This is a genomic window from Neoroseomonas soli, from assembly GCF_018129065.1.
GTDB lineage: Bacteria > Pseudomonadota > Alphaproteobacteria > Acetobacterales > Acetobacteraceae > Neoroseomonas > Neoroseomonas soli.
This window is the reverse complement of the sequence record NZ_JAAEDM010000047.1, coordinates 1-22,211: the sequence shown is the minus strand read 5'-3', so window position 1 is coordinate 22,211 and position 22,211 is coordinate 1. Positions and strand designations below refer to the sequence as shown.

The following is a 22,211-nucleotide window of genomic DNA, read 5'->3' as shown; positions in this document are numbered from 1 at the left end:
TTCGGGCTTAGGGAAGGAAACGAAATGACAGATCGACACATCCGGCGCCTTGGCGTCGCGCGACGGCTGCTGCTCGGTGCGCCGCTCGCGGTCCTCGCCGCGCCGCGCACCCTGCGCGCCGACAACTATCCGACCCGGCCGATCCGGATCCTCGTCGGGTTCCCGCCAGGCAATTCGACCGACCTGACGGCGCGCATCCTCGCTGATGAGCTCCGGAACCAGCTCGGGCAGCCGGTGATCGTGGAGAATCGCCCTGGCGCCAATGGCAGTCTTGCTGCAGCCGGCGTCGCGATCGCGGAGCCCGACGGCTATGCGCTCCTGGTTTCGAACGCGAGCAGCATCACGGTGAACCCGTTGCTGTATCGGGATGCGCGTTATGAGCCCCTGCGCGACTTCGCGCCCATCACCCCCGTTACCGCAAGCCCGTTCATCGTCGTGATCAACCCGCAGTCCGAAAGGATGCGCGGCGTGCGGAGCCTGGAGGACCTCGTGGCGGTCGCGCGGCGCATGCCGGGCGTGCTGAACTACGGCTCCGCCGGGATCGGCAACCTGACGCACCTGTCCGTCGAGCTGCTGTCGGCCATCGCCGGACTCAACATGGTCCATGTGCCGTTCCGCGGCCTCGCATCGGCTCAGGCCTCGCTGATCGCGAAGGAGATCGACTTCATCTTCGATACGCCGAGCGTCGTGCCCCTTGTCCAGGCCGGCACTCTCCGTGCGATCGCCGTCACCACGCAGCAGCGCTGGCGGGATCTGCCCGATGTGCCGACGACGCGCGAGGCGGGCTTCCCTGATATCTCGGCCACCTTCTGGAACGCCGTTTCCGCGCCGAGGCGAACGCCTCGGGCCATCCAGGAGCGCCTGTGGAACGCCATCAATGCCGCGGTCGCCGTGCCGCGCACCCGGCAGCTCCTGCTCGCGCAGGGCGAGATCGACATACTGAGCGCGGCCGATTTCAGCGATCGCATCCGGCGCGAGACGGAACAGAACCGCGAAACCATACGCCGCGGCGGCGTGCAAATGCAGTAGGCGAGGCCATGGCTGCGAGGGAGAGCCCTGCCGTACCGCAGCGGCTCTCCCTGACGAACGCGGGCGCCGCGCTCGTATCTGGCGGCGCCGCCGGAAACCTGAATGCTATTGAGTGCGGGTGACTTCGCGTTTGATCCGAGAAGCGACGATGCGGCCGTGGGTACGCGAAGTCCTATCCCAGAGGCAGGTGCACGCGCCTCCGCGAAGCTGGCCGCGCGGTGTCGTCGCGCGGCCCATGCCTCTTCGTATCAGTTCGCCTGGATGTTCGCGGCGCGGATCACCTCGCGCCAGCGTTCGCGGTCCAAGGTGATGCGCGCGCCGAAGGTGCTTGCGTCCTCATAGGCCGGGATCAGTCCGTTCTCGACCAGGCGCTGCCGCACCGTCGGGTCCGCCAATGCCTGGCGCGCGGCATTGCCGAGGGCGACGATCGCCTCGCGCGGCATGCCGCGCGGCCCGCACAGGCCATACCAGCTCGTCACCTCGAACTCCGGAACGGAGGCCTGGCTGGATGGCGTCTCCGGGAAGAGGGGCGAGCCGCTGGCATCCGCGATGCCGATCAGCCGCAGCGTGCCGCCGCGGATCTGCGAAACCATGTCGGCGAGGTTGGTGATGGTGAAGTCGAAGCGCCCGCTGACGAGATCCACCACTGCCGGCGCCGCGCCGCGATACGGGATGTGGCTGAACTCCACGCGGGTCATGTGCGCCAGGCGCTCGATCGCCAGGTGCTGCATGGAGCCGACGCCGGCGCTGCCATAGGTGACGGTGCCGGGGCGGGCGCGCGCCGCCTCCACGATGTCGCGCAGGCTGCGATAGGGCGACGCCGGATTCACCACCACGCCGTACTGCGACAGCGCGTTGTTCGCGACGGGAATGATCTCCGTCGTCACGTCCACCGGCTGGGCCTGGCCCGGCATCACCGGATTGACCGTGATGCTGCCGGAGGTGCACTGGAACAGCGTGTAGCCGTCGGGCGTGGAGCGCGCGACCGTCTGCGCGCCGATCGAGCCACCGACAACCTCAACCGACGGCCGCATCCCGCGCAGCCGTCGCCAGCGCGTCCGCCCGCTCGTTCATCGCGTTCCCGGCATGCCCGCGCACCCAGTGCCATTCCACCTCGTGCGCCTTCGCCGCCGCGAGCAGCCGCTGCCAAAGGTCCAGGTTCTTCACCGGCTCCTTCGCCGCGTTGCGCCAGTTGCTGCGCACCCAGCCATGGATCCACCGGCTGATCCCGTTCCGTACGTATTCGCTGTCCGTGTGCAGCGTGACGCGGCAGGGCTTCTTCAGCGTCTCCAGCGCCATGATCGCCGCGGTCAGTTCCATGCGGTTGTTGGTCGTCTCCGCCTCGCTGCCCGTGAGTTCGCGCTCGTGCTCGCCGAAGCGGAGGATGGCGCCCCAGCCGCCGGGGCCAGGGTTCGGCTTGCAGCCGCCATCGGTCCAGATCTCGACCAGCGGCCTCGTATCCGCGCTCATAGCCCGAGCGCCGCCGCGCTGTCCGCCTGCGCGAAGAAGCGCAGCTTGCGAAGGTATTCCAGCGGATCCTTCCGCGTGACCAGCGCGCCCGCCGGCGTGTGCGTCCAGTCGTAAAGCCTGGTCAGCAGGAAGCGCAGCGCGGCACCTCGGCAGAGCACGGGCAGCGCCGCGCGCTCCGCCGCCGAGAAATGCCGCACCCCGTCATAGGCCGAGAGCAGCGCCCGCGCCTTGGTCACGTTGAAGGCGTAGTCCGGCTCGAAGCACCAGGCGTTGAGGCAGACCGCGACGTCGTAGGCCAGCAGGTCGGTGCAGGCGAAGTAGAAGTCGATCAGGCCCGAGACCCGCGGCTTGCCATCCTCGCCTGGCAGGAAGAAGACGTTGTCCGGGAAGAGGTCCGCGTGGACGTGGCCGACCGGCAGCGCGCCCTCCGACGGCCACGCGGCGAGGATGCCCGCCAGCGCCACATCGAGTTCCGCGATCAGTCCCGCCTGCACCTCGTCCCCGCGCGCGCGGCAGCCGTCGAGCAGCGGCGACCAGCCCGATGGCCCCAACGCGTTCGGTCGCGTGACGGCGAAGCCTTCACCCGCGCGATGCATCTCGGCGAGTGCGCGACCGAGCGGCGCGCAATGCTCGGGCCGCACCCGGCGCGGCCAGACCCCGGGCAGGAAGGTGACGATCGCCGCCGGACGGCCCGCGAGGCTCCGCAACGACTGGCCGTCGCGCCCATGCACCGGCGTCGGGCAGGCGAGCCCACGCCCCGCCATGTGGTCCATCAGGCCGAGGAAATACGGCAGCTCCGCCGGGTCCACACGCTTCTCGTAAAGGGTGAGGATGAAATCCCCCGCCTCCGTCTTCAGCGCGTAGTTGGAATTCTCGACACCCTCCGCGATGCCGCGGAAGGCGACCAGTTCGCCGAGCGCGTAGTCGGCGAGGAAGGCGCGCAGCGCCTCGTCGGTGACCTCGGTATAGACGGCCATCAGGCGAAGGCACGCATGGGCGGGGCGCGGAAGGTCACATCCTCGATGGCGACCGTGACGTCCTCGACGGTGATGTCGAAGCGTTCGCGCAGCCGGTCGAGCACTTCGGTGACGAGCACCTCGGGTGCGGAGGCGCCGGCCGTGATGCCGACCGTGGCGCAGCCATCGGCGATGGCGGGGTCCAACTCGCCGCCGCGCTGGACCATGACGGCGCGCGCCGCGCCGGCGCGTTCGGCCACTTCACGCAGTCGGACGGAATTGGAGGAATTCGGCGCACCCACCACGATCACCAGGTCGCTGCGTGCGGCCACCGCCTTCACCGCTGCCTGGCGGTTGGTGGTGGCGTAGCAGATGTCCTCCTTCGCCGGTCCCTCCATGTCGGGGAAGCGGGCGCGCAGGATGGCGACGATCTCCGCCGTGTCGTCGACGGAAAGCGTCGTCTGGGTGGTGTAGGCGAGGGGAACGCCGGCGGGCGGCAGGACGCCGCGCGCGGCCTCGGCGTCGTCGATCACCGTGACGCCGCCTTCAGGCAACTGGCCCATGGTGCCAACCACTTCGGGATGGCCGTGGTGGCCGATCAGCAGCAGGTGCCGGCCGCGCGCGCTATGGCGCTCGGCCTCGCGGTGCACCTTGCTCACCAGCGGGCAGGTGGCGTCGAGGAAGTACATCTGCCGCGACGTCGCCTCCGCCGGGACGGATTTCGGCACGCCATGGGCGGAGAAGACCACCGGCCGCGTCGGGTCCGGAATCTCGGAGAGTTCCTCGACGAAGACCGCGCCCTTGCGCTCGAGGCCCTCGACGACGAAGCGGTTGTGCACGATCTCGTGGCGGACGTAGACGGGCGCGCCGTGGTGCTTCAGCGCCTCCTCGACGATCCGGATGGCGCGGTCGACGCCTGCGCAGAAGCCGCGCGGGCCGGCGAGCAGGACGTGGAGGCGGGGCTTTTCGGCGGTCATGGGGGTCCGGGGAAGGGGGGGCAGGTTGCGGCCTGTCCGTGGCGCGCCACAAACTATAGATGGGGCGCCTGGGGTCAAAGGGGGCGAGAAGGTGGAATTCATGCGGCGCGGATGGATGGTGGGTCTGGCGGGGGCGGCGCTGCTCGCGGGCTGCTCGGGCGGCGGGTCGGCTTCGACGAGCCCTCCGGCACCCTGCCCGCGCGTCACGGTGCTGGCCGACGGGGCGGACCTGACGCGATTCCGGCAGGGCGCCGGGCAGGACCTGGCGGCCATGACGACGGATGCCCGGCTGATCGGCTTCCAGGCGAGCTGCGACTACACCCGGCGGCGGGAAGGCGTGGCTGTGTCCGTCAGCGCAATCTTCGACGTGGAGCGCGGCCCGGCGGGCGCGGGCCAGCGCCAGGCGAACCTGCCCTGGTTCATCGCGGTGACGGACCTCGACGACACCCAGGTGATCGATCGCCAGGAATTCGTCACCCCGGTGACCTTCGAGGCCAATGTGAACCGCATCCGGGTGCAGAGCCGCCCGGTCGTGCTGAACTTCCCGGCCGAGGAACGGCTGGTGGAGAACCACAATCTACGCCTCTCCTTCCAGTTGACGCCGGACGAACTGGCGCTGAACCGGCGCCGCGGCCCGCGGTGACGCCGCGGGGCATCTTCGTTTCCCACCCGGAGGTCGTGATCGACCCCGCGGTGCCGGTGCCGCGCTGGCACCTGGCGCCGGAGGGCATCGCCCGCATGCGCCGGCTGGCCGGCGACCCGCGAATCGCGTCCCTGTCCGCGGTCTGGGCAAGCGACGAAACCAAGGCGATCGAGGCCGCCGGCATCCTCGCCGCCGCCTTCGGCCTGCCGGTGCAGGTCCATCCGGGACTGGCCGAGATGGACCGCAGCAGCACGGGCTACCGCCCGCGGCAGGAATTCGAACGGCTCGCCGACGCCTTCTTCGCCCGCCCCGAGGACAGCGTGCAGGGCTGGGAGCGCGCGGTGGATGCCCAGCGCCGCGTGGTCGCGGCTGCGACGGAGATCCTGGCCGGCCACGGGGAGGGCGACATCGCCCTGGTCGGCCATGGCGGCACCGGCACGCTGCTGATGTGCGCCTGGGCCGGCCTGCCCATAGCGCGGGCGCACGACCAGCCGGCGCCGGGCTGCACCTGGCGCTTCACCCTGCGCCCGCCACGCGTCGCCGAGGCCTGGCAGCCGGTTCCCTGACCTCCGCCGTTGCGCCCGTGCGCCCGATCGGCCATGAAGGCTTACCCCGTAGATCCCGCGCGGGAGAGAGGGGCGGCGACGCCCCCGCCGAAGGCGCAACCGGCCCCCGGAAACGCTCAGGCAAAAGGGCCGCGCGGGGAAGGGGCCTCTGGAAAGCCCGAGGCGCAAGCCTCGGCACCGACGGAGTAAGGCGAGGCCCCGGCCCCGCCGAATCTCTCAGGTCAATCAGACAGAGGGGGGCCACGGACTGAACCCAATTCGCCGCGACGCGGCGGGAGGAACCGTGGCCGAGTCATCCGAGACGCTCCTGGAAACGCCGCTGGCGTCGCTGCATAGCGAACTGGGCGGGCGCATGGTCCCCTTCGCGGGCTATTCCATGCCCGTGCAGTACGCCGCCGGCATCATGCAGGAACATCTGCACTGCCGCGCCGCCGCGTCGCTGTTCGACGTCTCCCACATGGGCCAGGCGGAACTGGTCGGTGAAGGCGCGGCCGCCGCGCTGGAACGCGTGACGCCCGCCGACGTGCAGGCTCTGAAGCCCGGCCGCCAGCGCTATGGCCTGCTGATGACCGAGGCGGGCGGCATCCTGGACGACTTCATGGTCGCGAACCTGGGCGACCGGCTGTTCCTCGTGGTCAACGCGAGCCGCAAGCATGTCGACCTGCCCTATATCCAGGCGGCCCTGCCGGCGGGCGTGACGCTGAAGCCGCTGCCCGACCGCGCGCTGGTCGCGCTGCAGGGGCCGCAGGCGGTCGCCGCCATTGCGACGCTGGCGCCGGGGATCGCCGACCTGACCTTCATGGGCATCGGCTCCTTCGAGATCGCCGGCGTGAAGGCGCTGGTCTCCCGCAGCGGCTACACCGGCGAGGACGGCGTCGAGATGTCGGTCCCGGCCGAGCAAGCCGAGCGCTTCGCCAGGGCGCTGCTGGCGCTGCCGGGCGTGCAGCCGGCCGGCCTCGGCGCCCGCGATTCGCTGCGGCTTGAGGCGGGACTCTGCCTCTACGGCAACGACATCGACGAGACGACCAGCCCGGTCGAGGCCGCGCTGACCTGGAGCATCGGCAAGCGCCGCCGCACCGAATGGAACTTCCCCGGCGCCGGGCGTGTGCGTGAGGAACTCGCCAACGGCGCGAAGCGCCTGCGCGTCGGCATCAAGCCCGAGGGGCGCCAGCCGGCGCGCGGCCACACGCCCATCCATGCCCCGGGCGGCGCGGCGATCGGCGAGATCACCTCCGGCGGCTTCGGTCCGACCCTGAACGGACCGATGGCCATGGGCTACGTCGCGCCGGAGCACGCCGCCGACGGCACCGCCCTCGACCTCATGGTGCGCGGCAAGGCCCTGGCGGCCCGCGTCGCGCCCACTCCCTTCGTTCCCCACCGCTACGCTCGCTGAAGGATACGCACCGATGTCCGAGACGAAATTCACCAAGGACCACGAATGGGTGCGCCTGGAGGGTGGCGTCGCCACCGTCGGCATCACCGACCATGCGCAGAACGCGCTCGGTGACGTGGTCTTCGTGGACCTGCCCGACGTCGGCCGCACCGTCGCCGCCGGCGAGGCCATCGCCGTGGTGGAGAGCGTGAAGGCCGCCTCCGACGTCTATGCCCCGATCGCCGGGAAGATCGTCGAGGTGAATGCCGGCCTTGCCGACAATCCAGGCACGATCAATTCGGCGCCGACCACCGATGGCTGGTTCTTCAGGATCGAGCCCGCCGACGCGGCCGAGGTCGCCGCGCTGATGGACGAAGCCGCCTACGCGGCCTTCGTGGACACGCTCGCATGAGCAGCGCGCTCGACACGCTGGCGGCGCTGGAGGCGGGCGACGCCTTCGCGCCGCGCCACATCGCGCCGTCCGAGGCCGAGATCGCCGAGATGCTCCGCGTGGTCGGCGCGTCGAGCCTCGATGACCTTGCCGCGAAGACCGTGCCGGCGACGATTCTCGGCATGGACCTCGCCGGCCTGCCCGAGCCGGCGACGGAACTCGAACTACTCGCCGAGTTGCGCGCGATGGCGCTGAAGAACCGCGCCGACATCAAGTCGCTGATCGGCATGGGCTACCACGGCACGCATCTGCCGCTCGTCATCCGGCGCAACGTGCTGGAGAATCCGGGCTGGTACACGGCCTATACGCCGTATCAGGCCGAGATCGCGCAGGGCCGCCTGGAAGCCCTGGTGAACTACCAGACCATGATCTGCGACCTCACCGGCCTGCAGGTGGCGAACGCCTCGCTGCTGGATGAGGCTACCGCGGTCGCCGAGGCGATGCACCTGGCGCACGCCGCGACGCGCGGCAAGTCGGACCTGCTGATCGCGGCGGACGACCTGCACCCGCAGTCGAAGGCGGTGCTGACCACGCGCGCCGCACCGCTCGGCATCGAGGTCCGATTCGTGAAGGTCGCCTCCATCGTCGCGGAAGTGACGGCGGCGAAGCCCTTCGCCCTGGTGCTCCAGTATCCCGGCACGACGGGCGAGGTGCGCGACCTCACCGCCGAGATCGCCGCGGTGCAGGCCGGCGGTGGCCTTGCCATTGTCGCCGCCGACCCGCTCTCGCTCTGCGTCCTGACGCCGCCCGGCGAGATGGGCGCGGATGTGGTGGTGGGGTCCGCCCAGCGCTTCGGCGTGCCGATGGGCTATGGCGGCCCGCATGCCGGCTACATGGCGGTGAAGGACGCGCACAAGCGACTGATGCCGGGGCGCCTTGTGGGTGTTTCCGTCGATGCCGCCGGCGCGCCGGCAATGCGCCTGGCGCTCCAGACGCGCGAGCAGCACATCCGCCGCGAGAAGGCGACGTCCAACATCTGCACCGCGCAGGTGCTGCTCGCCGTCATGGCCGGCATGTATGCCGTGTGGCACGGGCCGCAGGGGCTGAAGCGCATCGCGACGCGGGTGAACCTGCTGGCGCGCCTCGTCGCCGGCACCGCGAAGGCCGCCGGCTTCGCGCTGAAGCACGATGCCTTCTTTGACACGGTCGCGCTCGATGCGGGCGCGAAGGCGCAGGCGCTGATGGATGCGGCGCTGAAGCGCGGCTTCAACCTTGCGCGCATCGACGCCACCACGGTCGGCATCGCCCTGGACGAGACGGTGACGCGCGAGGAACTCGACACCCTCGCGCAGGCCATCGCGGAGGCCGCGGGCAAGCCCGCCGCCGTGGGCGCCACCGCGGGCGGCATCCCCGCCGCGCTGGAACGTGGTTCCGCCTATTGCACCGCCACCGTCTTCAACACGCATCACTCGGAGCACGCGATGCTCCGCTACCTGAAGATGCTGGAGGACAAGGACGTCGCGCTGAACCGGAGCATGATCCCGCTCGGGTCCTGCACGATGAAGCTGAACGCGACGGCGGAAATGGTGCCGGTCACGCTGCCCGGCTTCAGCGTCATCCACCCCTTCGCGCCGGTCGATCAGGCCAAGGGCTATCGCGAACTGACGGATCGGCTATCCGACTGGCTCTGCCGCATCACCGGCTTCGCCGCGGTCTCGCTGCAGCCGAATGCGGGCAGCCAGGGCGAATATGCCGGCCTGCTGGCGATCCGCGCCTGGCACCTGTCGCGTGGCGACACGCATCGCGACATCTGCCTGATCCCGGCCTCGGCCCACGGCACCAACCCGGCCTCCGCCGCGATGGCGGGGATGAAGGTGGTCGTCGTCGGTACCGATCGCGACGGCAGCGTGGACCTCGACGACCTCAAGGCGAAGGCGGAACAGCACGCGGCGAACCTCGCCGCGCTGATGATCACGTACCCGTCCACTCACGGCGTTTTCGAGGCGTCCATCCGCGAGATCTGCACCCTGATCCACGCGCATGGCGGCAAGGTCTACATGGACGGCGCCAACATGAACGCGCAGGTGGGGCTGACCTCGCCGGCCTCCATCGGCGCCGATGTCTGCCACCTGAACCTGCACAAGACCTTCTGCATCCCACATGGCGGCGGCGGTCCCGGCGTGGGGCCGATCGGCGTCACGGCGGAACTCGCGCCCTTCCTGCCGGGTCATCCGGTGGTGGATTGCGGCGGTTCGAAGGACATCGTGGTCAGCGCCGCGCCCTGGGGCTCGGCCTCGATCCTGCCGATCTCCTACGCCTATATCCGCATGATGGGCGCCGAGGGGCTGAAGCGCGCGACGCAGGTGGCGATTCTCAACGCCAACTACGTCGCGAAGCGGCTCGGCGCGCATTTCCCGGTGCTCTACCGCGGCATGAACGACATGGTCGCGCATGAGTGCATCCTCGACTGCCGCGGCTTCCAGCAGGGCGGCGGCGTGATGGTCGAGGACATCGCCAAGCGCCTCCAGGACTACGGCTTCCACGCGCCGACCATGTCCTGGCCCGTCGCCGGCACGCTGATGGTGGAACCCACCGAAAGCGAGCCCAAGGCGGAACTGGACCGCTTCATCGACGCCATGGTCGCGATCCGCGCCGAGATCCGCGCCGTCGAGCAGGGCCGCATGGACAAGGCCGACAACCCGCTGAAGAACGCGCCGCACACCGCGGCCGAGATCGCGGCGGAAACCTGGCCGCATCCCTACACGCGCGAACAGGCGGCCTTCCCGCTGCCCTTCGTCAAGGCGCGCAAGTACTGGCCGCCGGTGAAGCGCGTGGACAACGTCTATGGCGACCGCAACCTGGTCTGCTCCTGTGCGCCGCTCGAGGCCTACGCGCAGCAGCACCAGATCGCGGCCGAATGAGTGACCTGCGGCCCTGGCGGGTGACCGCCAGCCGCATCGTGCTCGCGGATCGCTGGATCCGCGTGCGTGCGGATTCCTGCGTCGCCCCCTCGGGCGACGTGGTGGATCCCTTCTACGTGCTGGAATACCGGGACTGGGTGCATGTCGTCGCCCTGACGGACGACGACCGCCTGGTGATGAACCGCCAGTACCGCCACGCGGCGGGGGAGGTTCACCTCGAACTTCCCGGCGGGGTGCTGGATGCGACCGACGCCGACCCGGTGGCTGGCGGCGCGCGGGAGTTCCGCGAGGAAACCGGCTACGGCGCCCGCGAATTCCGCCACGTCGTCAGCCTGCGCCCCAACCCCGCGACCCACACCAACCGCGTGCACACCGTGCTGGCGCTGGGTGCGGCGCCCGCGGGCGCCCAGTCCTTCGACAACGGGGAGGAGATCGCGGTGGAACTGATCCCCGTCGCGGATGTCCTTCGCCTCATCCGGGAAGGCGAGGTGCAGCAATCCACCCATGTCGCCTCCCTGTTGCTCGCGCTGGCCGCGGCGGGGCGCATCGCCTTCTGACAAGGCCGTTGCGTCGCGCCCGGCGGTCGCGCAGCATCGGCCCATGTCGCGCCATGTCTTCCCCGCCGCGCTGGCCGCCACCCTGCCGAAGGAGGCCGGCCGCGCCTCCGCCCGCATCTTCACCCATGGCAGCTTCGAGGCGCGGTGGTACGCCCCGCACGGCCTCGACCCGCAGGCACCGCACAACCGCGACGAGGCCTATGTCGTCGTGCGCGGCCGCGGTACCTTCTTCTGCAACGGGGTGCGTGAGCCCTTCGCGCCCGGCGACCTCCTGTGGGTGCCCGCCGGCGCCGAGCACCGCTTCGAGGACTTCTCACCCGACCTCGCCGTCTGGGTCATCTTCTACGGCCCCGAAGGCGGCGAAAGCACGAGGACTGCATGACCGAAACGCTCCGGATCGTCCCTGTCGCGCAGCATCACCGCGCGGCCTGGGACCGGCTCTATGCCGGCTACGCCGAATTCTACCGCGCCACCCAGACGCCCGAGATGCGCGACCGCGTCTGGTCCTGGCTGCACGACCCGGCGCATGAGGTGAACGGGCTGATCGCGGAACTCGGCGGCGTGCCGGTGGGCCTGGCGCATTACCGGTCTTTCGCGCGGCCCCTCAGCGCCTCGGTCGGCTGCTTCCTGGACGACCTGTTCGTCGATCCCGCCGCGCGCGGGAAGCGGGCGGCTGATGCGTTGATCCTGCATCTCGGCGCCCTGGCGCGGGAGCGCGGCTGGTCCGTCGTCCGCTGGATCACCGCCGACGACAACTACCGCGGCCGCGGCGTCTATGACCGGCTGGCCAAGCGGACCATGTGGATCACCTACGACCATACGCCGTAACGGCGCGTTGCGCGGCGCCGCAGGCGCGGCCATGCTTCCCCCGCGGGGCAGAGACCCGCGCGGGAGGAAGAACAGGAATGGATCGTCGCCGCTTCATTGCCAGCGGGGCCGCCGGCGCGGCCGTCGCGACCGTGGCAGCACCGCATGTCGCCAGCGCGCAGCCACGCGTGCGCTGGCGCTGCCCGGGCAGCTTCCCGAAGTCGCTCGATACGCTCTACGGCACGCAGGAGCACATCTGCCGCCGGGTCGGTGAGATCACCGACGGCGCCTTCCAGATCCAGCCCTTCGCCCCGGGCGAGGTGGTGCCCGCGCTGCAGGTGCTGGACGCGGCCGGGCAGGGCTCGGTCGAATGCGGCTACACGGCGCCCTACTACTACAACGGCAAGGATCCCTCGCTTGCCTTCGGTTCCGTGGTGCCCTTCGGGCTGAACGCGCGCCAGCAATTCGCCTGGTGGCACAATGGCGGCGGCGCGGACCTGATGGCGCCGGTCTTCCGCGACCAGGGCGTGCACGCCATCCTCGCCGGCAATACGGGCGCCCAGATGGGCGGCTGGTTCCGCAAGGAAATCAAGAGCGTCGACGACCTGCGTGGCCTCAAGTTCCGCATCGCGGGCTATGCGGGCGACGTGCTGCAGAAGCTCGGCGCCGTCGCGCAGCAGCTCGCGGGCCCTGACATCTATCCGGCGCTCGAACGCGGCGTGGTGGACGGCGCCGAATGGGTCGGCCCCTATGACGACGAGAAGCTCGGCTTCCAGCGCGTCGCGCAGTTCTACTACTACCCGGGCTGGTGGGAGCCGAGCGCATCGCTGGCCATGGTGGTGAACCTGCGCGCCTGGGAAGGCCTGCCGGCCCAGTTCAAGGCTGCGCTCGATACCGCCTGCCACGAAGGCTATTCCTACATGATGGGCCGCTACGACGCGCAGAACCCGCCGGCCCTGCGTCGCCTGATCGCCGCCGGGACGCAGCTTCGACCCTTCCCGCGCGACGTCATCGCCGCCTGCTACCGCGCGACGCAGGAACTCTATGCCGAGCTCGGTGCCCGCAATGCGCGCTTCAAGGAGATCCACGCGCAGTGGGATCGCTTCCGCCTCGACCAGCAGACCTGGTTCCGGGTGGTGGAGGACAGTTTCGCGAACTCCATGGCGCAGGTGCAGGCGCGCTGAGCGCGGACTGGATCACGCAGGCGATCGGCTTCGCCTGGAACGGCCCGCCGCCCGGCAGCGCGGCGGCGGGCAAGGCACGGCTGCTGCTGGCCGACAGCCTGGGCTGCATGCTGGCGGGGCTGGGCCATGACCGGCCGCGCGCGTTCGCCGCTGCACTCGGCGCGACGATGCCCGGCGCGATCCGCATGGCCGGGGTCGCGCCCTCGCTGTCGCAGGTGGGGGCGGCCGCCGTCCTCGCCGCGGCGATGTGCTGGGACGAGGCGAATGAGGGCCTCGCCCGCGCGCATGGCCGGCCGGGCCTTGCCGTCGCGCCGCTCTGCATCGCCGCGCTGGCGGAAGGGCGCGTGACGCTCGGCGAGGCGCTCGCCGCCTTCGCCCTCGGCTACGAGGTCGCGGGGCGCGCCGGGGAAGCCTGGCGCATCCGGCCGGGAATGCATGTGGATGGGTCCTGGCACGCCCTCGGCGCCGCCGCGGCGGCGGTGCGGCTTGCCGGCGGGGATGCGGCGGCGGCCGCCCGCGCGGTGCGCCTGGTGGGCTGCCAGGTTCCTTTCTCGCTGTACGCGCCGATCGCGGCGGGCATGGACGGGCGCAACAGCTACCCGGCCCATGCCGCGCTGCTCGGCACGCTGGCCGCGGCCGGCGCGGCAGCAGGGATGGACGCGCCCGCTTCCGGTTTCGACGAGGCGCGGCGCATGGCCCTCGGCCTGGAGGAGGAGGCGCCCGCCGTCGCCCCCGCCGGCACCTGGCTGCTGGCGGAGGCCTACATCAAACCCTTCGCGGGCGTGCGGCACGCGCATTATGCCGCGGCCGCCGCGCTCGGGCTGCGGGATGCACTCGGCGGACGGTTGCAGGACGTGGAATCCATCGCCCTCCACACCTATGCCGAGGCGCTGCGCTATGCCGCCAACCGCGCGCCGCGCAGCGCGATCGCGGCGCAGTTCAGCCTCGCCTGGGCGGTGGCGGCGGCGCTGCTGCAGGGGGATCTGGGCCCCCAGGCCTATGCCGACGGCGCGCTCGCCGACCCGATGATGCGGCGCGTCGAGGCGCTGGTGAGGCTCGCCGAGGATGACGCGCTGACCGCGAGCGGCCGCCGCGGCGCGACACTCACGATCATGCTGCGCGACGGCACGCGTCTCGAAGCGCGCGCCGATGCCGTGCCCGGCGACGCCGTCCTGCCGATGAGCGAGCAGGCGGTGCGCGCGAAATTCCTCCGCTTCGCCGACCCGGTGCTCGGCGAAGCGGCGGCGCGTGCGGCGCTGGCCGCCATGCTCGATGGCGTGGGCGAGGCGCGCCCCGGGGGCATGCTGCTCGCCCCCCTGGCGGCCTGATGCGTCCCGACCGACCGGAAACCGTCCCGGTGCCCTGCTTACGAAGTCCCGCGAACGTCGTTCCCGAGCCGCCAGCCCCTGCTTTCGATGGCCTGCCTGTCCGCCGCATTCGCTGCCGATGCGGCGAACTTCGCTGGCAGGATGCCGGACTGCGTCCTTGAACAAGGAGACGAGCCCATGACCCCGATTGCACGGCGTACCGCCCTGGCGCTGGCCGGCGCCGCCCTTACCGCCCCGGCGCGCGCGCAGGTCGGCTTCCCGAGCCGGCCCATCCGCATCCTGGTGCCCTTCGCCGCGGGCGGCACCACCGACATCCTGGCGCGTGCGATCGGGGAGCGGCTTTCCGTGGCCCTCGGCCAGCCGGTGGTGATCGACAACCGTGGCGGCGCCGGCGGCACCGTGGCGGGCGAGGCCTTCGCCCGCGCCGAGCCGGACGGCCATACGCTGCTGGTGGCGACCGCCTCGCTCATCTGCATCAACAAGGCGCTCTACGCGCGCCTGCCCTTCGACCCGGACACGGATTTCGTGCCGGTCGCGATGCTGGCGCAGCAGCCCAACGTGCTGGTGGTGAATCCTCGCGTGCTTCCGATGGCGACGCTGCCGGAACTGATCGCGCATATCCGGGCCAATCCGGGGCGGATCAACTACGGTTCCTCCGGTACCGGATCGCAGTTGCACCTGACCGGGGAGATGTTCCGCGCCGCCGTCGGCGTGGACATGACGCACGTGCCCTATCGCGGCAGCGCCCCCGCCATGACGGACCTGGTCGCGGGCAATGTGCCGATGATGTTCGACGGGCTGGGCACGGCGCTCCCGCAGGTGCGCGGCGGCGCGATCCGCGCCCTCGGCGTGGCGTCCGAGCGCGAGAACGCGGCGCTGCCGGGCGTGCCGCCGATCGCGACGGCACTGCCGGGCTTCCTGTCGGTGAACTGGACCGGCCTCTTCGCGCTGCGTGGCACGCCCGAGCCGGTGGTGGCGCGCATCGACGCGGAGACGCGCAAGGCGTTGGGTGGGCCGGAAATGGCGTCGCTGTTCCGCGAGCGCGCCTTCGATCCGATGCCGATCCCGCGCGCGGAACTGCCGGCTTTCGTCGCGGGCGAGAGCGCGCGGTGGCGGGAGGCGGTGCGCGCATCCGGCGCACGGGCGGATTAGAAAGGATCCCGATCAGGTGGAATCATCTGATCGGGTGAAGATGCTCGCGAGAACGAATGGCCAGAGCGGTCGCCGTGAGCCTGCGCGGACGGAAGTCGCTCCTGCGGCGAAGGTCCGAGAGGGGCGCCGCCCCTCTCGTGATCTCCCCGCCAAAGGCCGAAGGGCCTTTGGGAACCGATTCGGGTCCCAAGGGCATTCTTGGGGGCGATCGAGGGGGCAAGGCCCCCTGATGGCTTACTGCCCGCGCCGGACGTGCCGAAGCGCGAAGTAGTTGTCGGCGGTCTGCACCACCGTCCAGCCCTGGCGCACCGCCCACACGATCTGCTGCTGGTGCAGCGGGATGAAGGCGACGTCGTCGCGCAGCACCTGGCTCGCCTCGGAGATCAGCCGCTGGCGCTGCGCCGCATCGGTCTCCACTGCGATGCGGTCCACCAGCGTGTCGAACCGCGGGTTCGAGTAGCCGGCGCTGTTGAAGACGCCGCGCGCCCCGTCACGCGTCGCCGCCAGGTTGTAGAGCGCGTTGTGCGCGTCGGACGTCGAGGGCGTCCACCCCAGCATGTAGAAGGAGGTGTTGAAGCGCGGCGCGTTGATCTCGGCGAAGTAGCGCGCGCGGGTCTGCGCCGCGAGCGTCACCCGGATGCCGACGCGGGCCAGCATCGCCGTGATCGCTGTGCAGATCGCCTCGTCGTTCACGTAGCGGTCGTTCGGGCAGTCGAGCGTGACGCCGAAGCCGTTCGGGTAGCCTGCCTCGGCCAGCAGGCGCTTGCCTTCGTTGATGTTCACCGCCGGGCGAACATCATCGGCTTCGAGGAAGCCGTTCACGCCCGGCCCGTAGAGCAGGTTCGACGGCCGCGACTGGCCGCGCATGACCGTGCGCTGGATGGCGTTGACGTCGATCGCGAGCAGCATCGCGCGGCGCACGCGCACGTCCTGGAACGGGTTCTTGCCCTGCACGTCGGACTTCAGCAGCTGCGGCCGCATCTGGTCCATGCCGAGGAAGATCGTCCGCAGTTCCGGCCCCTGCATGATGCTGACGCCGGGCGAGCGGCGGATGCGCTCAACGTCCTGCGGCGGCACGGTGTAGACGAAGTCGAGCTCGCCCGAGAGCAGCGCGGCGACGCGCGTCGCGTCGTTCGAGATGACGTTGAACTCGACGCGCGTCAGGTTGTGGCGCGGCGTGTCCCACCAATTCGGGTTCGGCACCAGCACGGTGCGGCGGTCCGGTTCGCGCGACTGCAACAGGAACGGGCCCGTGCCCATCGCGTTGCGGGTGGCGAAGTTCTCCTCGCGGGAGGTCAGGTCGGCCGGTCGCGCGGCATTGTTCCGGTCGGACCAGGCACGGCTCATCATGCCCCAGTTGGTGATCTCCTGGAGCAGGATCGGATTCGGGACGGTGGTCTCGAAGTCCACCGTGTAGTCGTCGACCCGGCGGACTTCCTTCACCGAGGCAAGCACGCCCTGGATGTTGGAACCCTGGGCACGCGCGCGCTGGGCGCTGAACACCACGTCGTCGGCGGTGAAGGGCGTGCCGTCGGAGAACTTCACGTTGCGGCGCAGGTGGAAGCGCCAGACGGTGGGGGAGATGTTCTCCCACCGCTCGGCCAGCGCCGGCTCCACGCGCATCTGCGTGTCGCGGCGGACCAGCGGTTCGTAGATGTTGGCGTTGAACGACAGCAGGAAGGTTTCCTGCCGCGTGTAGGGATCCATGGAGTTGGTGTCGCCGTCATTGGCCCAGCGGAAGACGTTGGCCGAGGCGGGGGCGGCGAGGATTGTCGAGGCGGCGAGCGCCGCGGCGAGGGCGAAACGGCTGGACATGGGACTCTTCTTCCCTGGCGTTGAGTGGCGGCACATTAGAACAAGGCCGCGGCGCGGAACATCCAGCGCGGCCGCTGCCTTCCACTCGCCCAGGAAAGCAAAAGGGCGCCGCTCCCGGAGGAACGGCGCCCTTCGCAGGGTGGCTCGTGCCGGCGCGGATCAGGCCGCGCGCAGGGCCTTCGACAGGTCGGCGACGCTGCGATCGATCAGCGTCGCATCGGCGGAGGCGTCGAGCGTGTCCGCAAGCACGGTGCGGGCGGCCGCACCGGCCACTTCGGCCGCGGCATGGCGGACGTCCGTGATGGCGCTCGCCTCGGCGGCGGCGATGCGGTCCATCGCCATCCGTTCGCGGCGCTTCGCGGCGGCCTCGGCCTCGGCGGCGGCGGCGGCGGCGAGGCGGTTCGCCTCCTCGCGTGCACGGGCCAGCAGCTCCTCGGCTTCCTTCGCCGCGGCGGTGCGCTCGGCCTCGGCGGCGTGGAGCATCTGCTCAGCCTGGGCACGCAGGTCGGCGGCCTCGGCGAGCTGACGGCGGATGCGATCGGCCTTGCCGTCCAGGGCGCCGGTCAGCACGCCCCAGATCTTCTTGCCGAGTAGCACGAAGAACAGGACGAAGGAGACGGCGACCCAGAACTTCGGGTCGAGCCAGAAGTGCTCGTAGCTGTGCATCACGCCCTCCCGCGGGTCGCGAGTTCGCGCCCGACCGCCGCTTCGACCGCCACGCGGTCGGCCTTGCCGACCAGGCGCAACACCAGCGCCTCGGCCGTGTCGGCCGCGACGCCGCGCAGCGCGCCCATGGCGGAAGTGCGGGCGGCGTCGATCCTCGCCTCGGCCTCGGCGATCTGCGCATTGAGCCGGGTGTTCAGCACCGCGGCCTTGGCGTCGGCCTCGGACTGCGCGGCGTGCACGGCGGCGGCCACGGAAGCGCGCGCCTCGGCCCGCGCTGCCTCGGTCGCCGCGCGGTGCGCGGCCATGGCGGCGTCGGCCGTCGCCTTCGCGGCCTGGGCGGCCTCGAGGTCGGCGGCGATCCGGTTGTGGCGCTCCTCGATGACGGCGCCGACGCGCGGCAGCGCGACCTTCGCCATCATGTACACGAGCGCGATGAAAATCAGGAGCTGCCAGACTACCTGGCCGACCAGCAGGCGGCCCTGGGTGGGATGGCCGAAGGCGAGCTGCGGCATGCCGTCCACGGGCACCGCCGAGGAGCTCGCCGCCATCGCCAGGGTGGGCAGGGTGGCGGCAAGGGCCGCCAGAGTCATCACTCGGCGCATCGCCGTCATCTCCTCGCCTTCAGGCCCGGGCCGAAGGCGCCCGGGTGGAGCCGATCGGCCGCCGCGGCCCCGTGCGGGGCGCGCGGCGGCACGAAGGATCAGGCGAACAGGATGAGGAAGGCGATCAGCAGGGCGAAGAGCGCGACGGCTTCCGTCAGCGCGAAGCCCAGGATGCCGATCGGGAAGACCGCGTCGCGGGCGCCCGGGTTGCGCGCCACGCTGGTGATCAGCGAGGAGAAGATGTTGCCGATGCCGAGACCAACGCCGAAGAGAGCGATGACGGCAATACCGGCCCCGAGGGCCTTCGCGGCGGCGACTTCCATGATACTCGTCCTTCCTTACATGGAGTTCTGTACGTACGCGGTGACAAGAGCACCCCGGTCACATGGCGGGTCAGTGCAGGTGCACCGCGTCGTGCAGGTAGATGCTGGTGAGGATCGCGAAGACGTAGGCCTGCAGGAAGGCCACCAGGAATTCGAACCCGACCAGGGCGACATTCACCGCGAGCGGCATGGCGGCCACGAAGGGGCCGACCGCGCCGAGGCCGCCGAGCAGCACGACGAAGGTGGCGAACACCTTCAGCATGACGTGGCCCGCGACCATGTTCGCGAAAAGACGGACCGAGAGGCTCACCATGCGGGAGAGGTAGGAGATGATCTCGACCGGGATGATGATCGGCGCCAGCCAGACCGGCGCGCCCTCGGGGAAGAAGTAGGTGAAGAAGTGCATGCCGTGGCGCTGCAGCGCGATCACGGTCACCGCCAGCCACACCACCACCGCGAGCGTCAGCGTCACGGCGATGTGGGAGGTGAAGGTGAAGGCGTAGGGCAGCATGCCCAGCAGGTTGCCGAACAGCACGAACATGAAGATGGAGAAGACGAAGGGGAAGTACTTCTTGCCCTCGTCGCCCACCTGGTCGCGCACCATGCCGGCGATGAATTCATAGGCGGATTCGCCGAGCGCCTGGAGGCGGCCCGGGACCAGCGCGCCGCGCGTCGCGGTCGCGCTCATCAGCCCGAAGGTCAGCGCGACGGCGATGACCATGAACAGGTTCGACTGGCTGAACGACACGGCGTCACCGAAGACGCCGAGCACGGGAGAGAGCTCGAACTGGCTGAGCGCGTCGATCGTCTTGCCTTCAACGGCCACCGGCAGGTCCCCCGTCCGTCAATCAATCACTGCGCGGGCGTGTTCGTGGGTTGAACAATCGGTAGACGTTCATGACCCCGGCCGCGCTGCCCATGACGAAGAACACCAGGAAGAGCCAAGGCCAGGTCCCGAGCCAGCGGTCCAGCGCGAAGCCGAGACCGATGCCCACGACCAGGGCCGAGAATACCTCGACCCCCGCGCGCAGTCCGATGCCCCAGGGGCCCTGCGGCAGTTGCCCACGCCCTTCCGGGCGCTTGTCCAGGCCCTCGCGGGCCCTGGCCTGCCGCAACCGATCCTCGAACTCGCTGCGCTCGTCCACCTTCGCTCCCTGGCGGAACTCCGCCGGAAGGCAGGCCGCGCTTTACGGGTGGGTACCTGACCTGTCAAGCGCGCGCCGCGCCGCATTTCCCGGATTTTCCGGCATTATGCGTTGGCAGGCGACATGGCGGCGAGGCGGCGGCGGACCTCGTCCTCGGATACGTCCTCGACATGGGTGGCGATGTGCCAGCGCTGGCCGAAGGGGTCGCGGATGGTGCCGCCCCGGTCGCCATAGAAGCGTGTCTCGATCGGCTGGACGATGTCCGCCCCGGCGGCCAGTGCGCGGGCGAAGACCGCGTCGGCGTCTTCCACGTAGACGTGGACCATGATGGCCGTCGTGGTGCCGGCGGGTGCGGTAAACCCGCCCTCGGGCCATGGATCGCCGAGCATGACGACCGAGTCGCCGATCTCGATCTCCGCGTGGCCGACGCCGCCTTCGGGCGTGGTCAGGCGCATGCGCTCCTTCGCGCCGAAGACCTTCACGTAGAACTCGATCGCCCGGGCCGCGCCATCGACGCACAGATAAGGCGTGACGGAACGGTAGCCGGCGGGGATGGGCGAGACGGTCATGGCGGTCCTCCTGTGCCGAAGGCCGGGACCTTGGCACGACCCTGCACCGAAAACCAGAACATAACAGGAACTTTACAGGCCAAGCTGCAGGCGCGGAGCAGGCCGGCCGGATCAGGCCGGCGGCCCCTCCGCCATCTGCACCGCCTGGCCGAGATCCACGCTCAGCAGCCGCGACACGCCGCGTTCCTGCATCGTCACGCCGTAGAGACGGTGCATGCGCGCCATGGTCAGCGGATGGTGGGTGACGACGAGGAAGCGCGTCCCGCTTTCGGCCGCCATGGCGTCGAGCAGGTCGCAGAGACGTTCCACGTTGGCGTCGTCGAGCGGCGCGTCCACCTCGTCCAGCACGCAGACCGGCGCCGGCTGGCAGCGGAACACCGCGAAGATCAGCGACAGCGCCGTCAGCGCCTGCTCGCCACCCGAGAGCAGCGACAGCGTCGCGAGCTTCTTTCCGGGCGGTTCGGCATAGATCTCGAGCCCCGCCTCCAGCGGGTCATCGGAGCCCACCAGCGCCAGATGCGCCCGCCCGCCGCCGAACAACCGACTGAACAACTGCCGGAACTCGGCATCGACGCGGTCGAAGACCTCGCGCAGCCGCTCGCGCCCCTCGCGGTTCAGGTGGCCGATGGACCCGCGCAGCTTGGCGATCGCCGCCTGCACCTCCTCGCGGTCGGAGCCGATCTGCCTGATGCGCTCCTCGATCTCCGCGACCTCGATCTCGGCGCGGAGGTTGACGGGGCCCATCTCCTCGCGCTCCCGCGCCAGGCGCTCGACCTTGCGGCGGGCCTTCTCCTCCGCGGTGTCGGAGAGTTCCTCCGGCGCCGGCGGCAGTTCCGCACCCTCGCCGAGGCGCTCCTCGATGCGGGCCGCGACGGCTTCCTCGGCGGTCACGGCGGCTTCGGCGGCGCCCTCGGTGCGCACCTGGCCCTCGCGGGCGGAGGCGAAGATGGCGTCGGCCTTGCGGCGTGCCTCGCCGGCGGTGCGCAGGCGGTTCTCGGCCTCGGCCAGCGCCTTGGCGGCGGCGGCGTGGGTGGCTTCGCATTCGGCCAGCAGGCCGGAGGCCTCCCGCCGCCGGGCGCCCGCGAACTCCGGCGCTTCGGCCAGCCCGTCGCGTTCGGTCTGGGCCTCGGCGCTGCGGCGGCGGAGTTCCACGACCCGCGCCTCGGCATCCTCCCCGCGCGTGGTCCAGAGCGCGGCTTCCTCGCCGACCGCGGCGAGCCGCGCGACCACACGTTGGGCCTCGGCGGAAAGCGCGGCGATGTCGCTGCGCGCCTGCACCTCGGCGGCGCGGGCGGCGGCCAGGGCGTCACGCGCCGTCGTCACCGCCGCGCGCAGGGCGTCGAGGTCCGGCAGCCCGGCCGCGGCGGCCACGGCTTCCGCGTGGGTCGCCTCCGCTTCCGCGAGTTCGACGGCGAGACGGGCGAGTTGCGGCTCCAGCGCCGCCAGCCGGCTCTCGGCCTCGGCGGCGCGGGCAGCGAGGGTGCTCTCGTGCTGGCGCGCACCTTTCGCGGTGGCCTCGGCGGCGCGGCGGGCCTCGCGGGCGGTGTGCTCGGCGGCCTGGGCGCGGGATTCGGCGCGGCCGCCTTCCTCGGCGGCGGCGCGCAGCGCGGCTAGGTCCGGCAGCGCCGCCACCGCCTGCCAGGCCGCTTCCAGGAGGGCCTCGGCCTCGGCGCGGTCGGAGCCGAGGCGTGCGAGTTGCGGCTCGATGGCCGCAAGCCGGCTCTCCGCACGCGCATGG

23 protein-coding genes, 1 pseudogene and 2 riboswitches are annotated in these 22,211 nt (G+C 71.0%); of the genes and pseudogenes, 12 read left to right on the top strand and 12 right to left on the bottom strand.

Features of this window, described 5'->3' with window-relative positions; all coding sequences use genetic code 11:
- Window positions 1-24: 24 nt before the first annotated feature.
- Window positions 25-1,029 carry a Bug family tripartite tricarboxylate transporter substrate binding protein gene (locus GXW76_RS16110; RefSeq protein ID WP_211863114.1) on the top strand — a complete coding sequence of 335 codons (1,005 nt, stop codon included), beginning with the start codon at window positions 25-27 and terminating at the stop codon, window positions 1,027-1,029.
- Window positions 1,030-1,277: 248 nt separating this feature from the next.
- Here the strand turns inward: GXW76_RS16110 and GXW76_RS16105 are convergent, their stop codons facing one another.
- Genes GXW76_RS16105 through ispH form a run of 4 tightly spaced genes read right to left on the bottom strand, consistent with a single transcriptional unit; the run spans window position 1,278 to window position 4,432 of the window.
- The gene (locus GXW76_RS16105) at window positions 1,278-2,063 is read right to left on the bottom strand and encodes a Bug family tripartite tricarboxylate transporter substrate binding protein (protein ID WP_211863113.1); all 786 of its coding nucleotides are present in this window, start codon (window positions 2,061-2,063) and stop codon (window positions 1,278-1,280) included.
- Entirely contained in the window at window positions 2,047-2,499 is a 453-nt protein-coding gene (gene rnhA, locus GXW76_RS16100; RefSeq protein WP_211863112.1) for a ribonuclease HI, read from the bottom strand. The genes GXW76_RS16105 and rnhA overlap by 17 nt, the downstream gene beginning before the upstream one ends.
- Entirely contained in the window at window positions 2,496-3,476 is a 981-nt protein-coding gene (locus GXW76_RS16095) for a homoserine kinase (RefSeq protein ID WP_211863111.1), read from the bottom strand. The genes rnhA and GXW76_RS16095 overlap by 4 nt, the downstream gene beginning before the upstream one ends.
- On the bottom strand, window positions 3,476-4,432 hold the full coding sequence (gene ispH / locus GXW76_RS16090; RefSeq protein ID WP_211863110.1) for a 4-hydroxy-3-methylbut-2-enyl diphosphate reductase: 957 nt from the start codon (window positions 4,430-4,432) through the stop codon (window positions 3,476-3,478). The genes GXW76_RS16095 and ispH overlap by 1 nt, the downstream gene beginning before the upstream one ends.
- A gap of 100 nt (window positions 4,433-4,532) precedes the next feature.
- Here ispH and GXW76_RS25750 point away from each other — a divergent pair, with 100 nt between their 5' ends.
- The 11 genes from GXW76_RS25750 to GXW76_RS16040 all read left to right on the top strand — a co-directional run bounded on the left by GXW76_RS25750 (window position 4,533) and on the right by GXW76_RS16040 (window position 15,353).
- Window positions 4,533-5,075 (top strand): hypothetical protein, encoded by a 543-nt coding sequence (locus GXW76_RS25750; RefSeq protein WP_246514426.1) that lies wholly within the window; start codon window positions 4,533-4,535, stop codon window positions 5,073-5,075.
- A 35-nt stretch (window positions 5,076-5,110) separates the two neighbouring features.
- Entirely contained in the window at window positions 5,111-5,641 is a 531-nt protein-coding gene (locus GXW76_RS25745) for a histidine phosphatase family protein (protein WP_338150979.1), read from the top strand.
- 50 nt (window positions 5,642-5,691) lie between these two features.
- A riboswitch (glycine riboswitch) is annotated at window positions 5,692-5,783 on the top strand.
- 3 nt (window positions 5,784-5,786) lie between these two features.
- Window positions 5,787-5,877: riboswitch (glycine riboswitch) on the top strand.
- Window positions 5,878-5,924: 47 nt separating this feature from the next.
- Window positions 5,925-7,034, top strand: a complete 1,110-nt coding sequence (gene gcvT, locus GXW76_RS16080; RefSeq protein WP_211863108.1) for a glycine cleavage system aminomethyltransferase GcvT — start codon at window positions 5,925-5,927, stop codon at window positions 7,032-7,034.
- A 13-nt stretch (window positions 7,035-7,047) separates the two neighbouring features.
- On the top strand, window positions 7,048-7,425 hold the full coding sequence (gcvH, locus tag GXW76_RS16075; RefSeq protein ID WP_211863107.1) for a glycine cleavage system protein GcvH: 378 nt from the start codon (window positions 7,048-7,050) through the stop codon (window positions 7,423-7,425).
- A complete protein-coding gene (gene gcvP, locus GXW76_RS16070) occupies window positions 7,422-10,325 on the top strand; it encodes an aminomethyl-transferring glycine dehydrogenase (RefSeq protein ID WP_211863106.1) in 2,904 nt (967 codons plus the stop codon). The genes gcvH and gcvP overlap by 4 nt, the downstream gene beginning before the upstream one ends.
- Window positions 10,322-10,882, top strand: coding sequence for an NUDIX hydrolase (locus GXW76_RS16065; protein WP_211863105.1), 561 nt, complete (start codon window positions 10,322-10,324; stop codon window positions 10,880-10,882). The genes gcvP and GXW76_RS16065 overlap by 4 nt, the downstream gene beginning before the upstream one ends.
- Before the next feature lie 43 nt (window positions 10,883-10,925).
- Window positions 10,926-11,264, top strand: coding sequence for a cupin domain-containing protein (locus GXW76_RS16060; RefSeq protein WP_211863104.1), 339 nt, complete (start codon window positions 10,926-10,928; stop codon window positions 11,262-11,264).
- Window positions 11,261-11,710 carry a GNAT family N-acetyltransferase gene (locus GXW76_RS16055; protein WP_211863103.1) on the top strand — a complete coding sequence of 150 codons (450 nt, stop codon included), beginning with the start codon at window positions 11,261-11,263 and terminating at the stop codon, window positions 11,708-11,710. The genes GXW76_RS16060 and GXW76_RS16055 overlap by 4 nt, the downstream gene beginning before the upstream one ends.
- 77 nt (window positions 11,711-11,787) lie before the next feature.
- The gene (locus GXW76_RS16050; protein ID WP_211863102.1) at window positions 11,788-12,873 is read left to right on the top strand and encodes a TRAP transporter substrate-binding protein; all 1,086 of its coding nucleotides are present in this window, start codon (window positions 11,788-11,790) and stop codon (window positions 12,871-12,873) included.
- On the top strand, window positions 12,783-14,201 hold the full coding sequence (locus GXW76_RS16045) for an MmgE/PrpD family protein (protein WP_211863101.1): 1,419 nt from the start codon (window positions 12,783-12,785) through the stop codon (window positions 14,199-14,201). Before GXW76_RS16050 ends, GXW76_RS16045 begins: the two co-directional genes overlap by 91 nt.
- Window positions 14,202-14,378: 177 nt before the next feature.
- The gene (locus GXW76_RS16040; RefSeq protein ID WP_211863100.1) at window positions 14,379-15,353 is read left to right on the top strand and encodes a Bug family tripartite tricarboxylate transporter substrate binding protein; all 975 of its coding nucleotides are present in this window, start codon (window positions 14,379-14,381) and stop codon (window positions 15,351-15,353) included.
- Window positions 15,354-15,587: 234 nt separating this feature from the next.
- On the opposite strand, the gene GXW76_RS16035 is transcribed toward GXW76_RS16040, so the two are convergent.
- The 8 genes and pseudogenes from GXW76_RS16035 to GXW76_RS16000 all read right to left on the bottom strand — a co-directional run.
- A complete protein-coding gene (locus GXW76_RS16035) occupies window positions 15,588-17,168 on the bottom strand; it encodes an ABC transporter substrate-binding protein (protein WP_211863099.1) in 1,581 nt (526 codons plus the stop codon).
- Window positions 17,169-17,327: 159 nt separating this feature from the next.
- A complete protein-coding gene (locus tag GXW76_RS16030; protein WP_211863098.1) occupies window positions 17,328-17,834 on the bottom strand; it encodes a F0F1 ATP synthase subunit B family protein in 507 nt (168 codons plus the stop codon).
- A complete protein-coding gene (locus GXW76_RS16025; protein ID WP_246514424.1) occupies window positions 17,834-18,436 on the bottom strand; it encodes a F0F1 ATP synthase subunit B family protein in 603 nt (200 codons plus the stop codon). The genes GXW76_RS16030 and GXW76_RS16025 overlap by 1 nt, the downstream gene beginning before the upstream one ends.
- A gap of 98 nt (window positions 18,437-18,534) precedes the next feature.
- The gene (locus tag GXW76_RS16020) at window positions 18,535-18,759 is read right to left on the bottom strand and encodes an ATP synthase subunit C family protein (RefSeq protein WP_133221840.1); all 225 of its coding nucleotides are present in this window, start codon (window positions 18,757-18,759) and stop codon (window positions 18,535-18,537) included.
- A gap of 70 nt (window positions 18,760-18,829) precedes the next feature.
- Window positions 18,830-19,585, bottom strand: coding sequence for a F0F1 ATP synthase subunit A (locus GXW76_RS16015; RefSeq protein WP_211863096.1), 756 nt, complete (start codon window positions 19,583-19,585; stop codon window positions 18,830-18,832).
- Window positions 19,586-19,607: 22 nt separating this feature from the next.
- Window positions 19,608-19,904, bottom strand: a complete 297-nt coding sequence (locus GXW76_RS16010) for an AtpZ/AtpI family protein (RefSeq protein WP_211863095.1) — start codon at window positions 19,902-19,904, stop codon at window positions 19,608-19,610.
- Between the two features lie 104 nt (window positions 19,905-20,008).
- Window positions 20,009-20,473: a VOC family protein gene (locus tag GXW76_RS16005; RefSeq protein ID WP_211863094.1), complete on the bottom strand. Its 465-nt coding sequence runs from the start codon at window positions 20,471-20,473 to the stop codon at window positions 20,009-20,011.
- A gap of 111 nt (window positions 20,474-20,584) precedes the next feature.
- A pseudogene (locus GXW76_RS16000) lies at window positions 20,585-22,211 on the bottom strand (hypothetical protein); the annotation flags it as partial.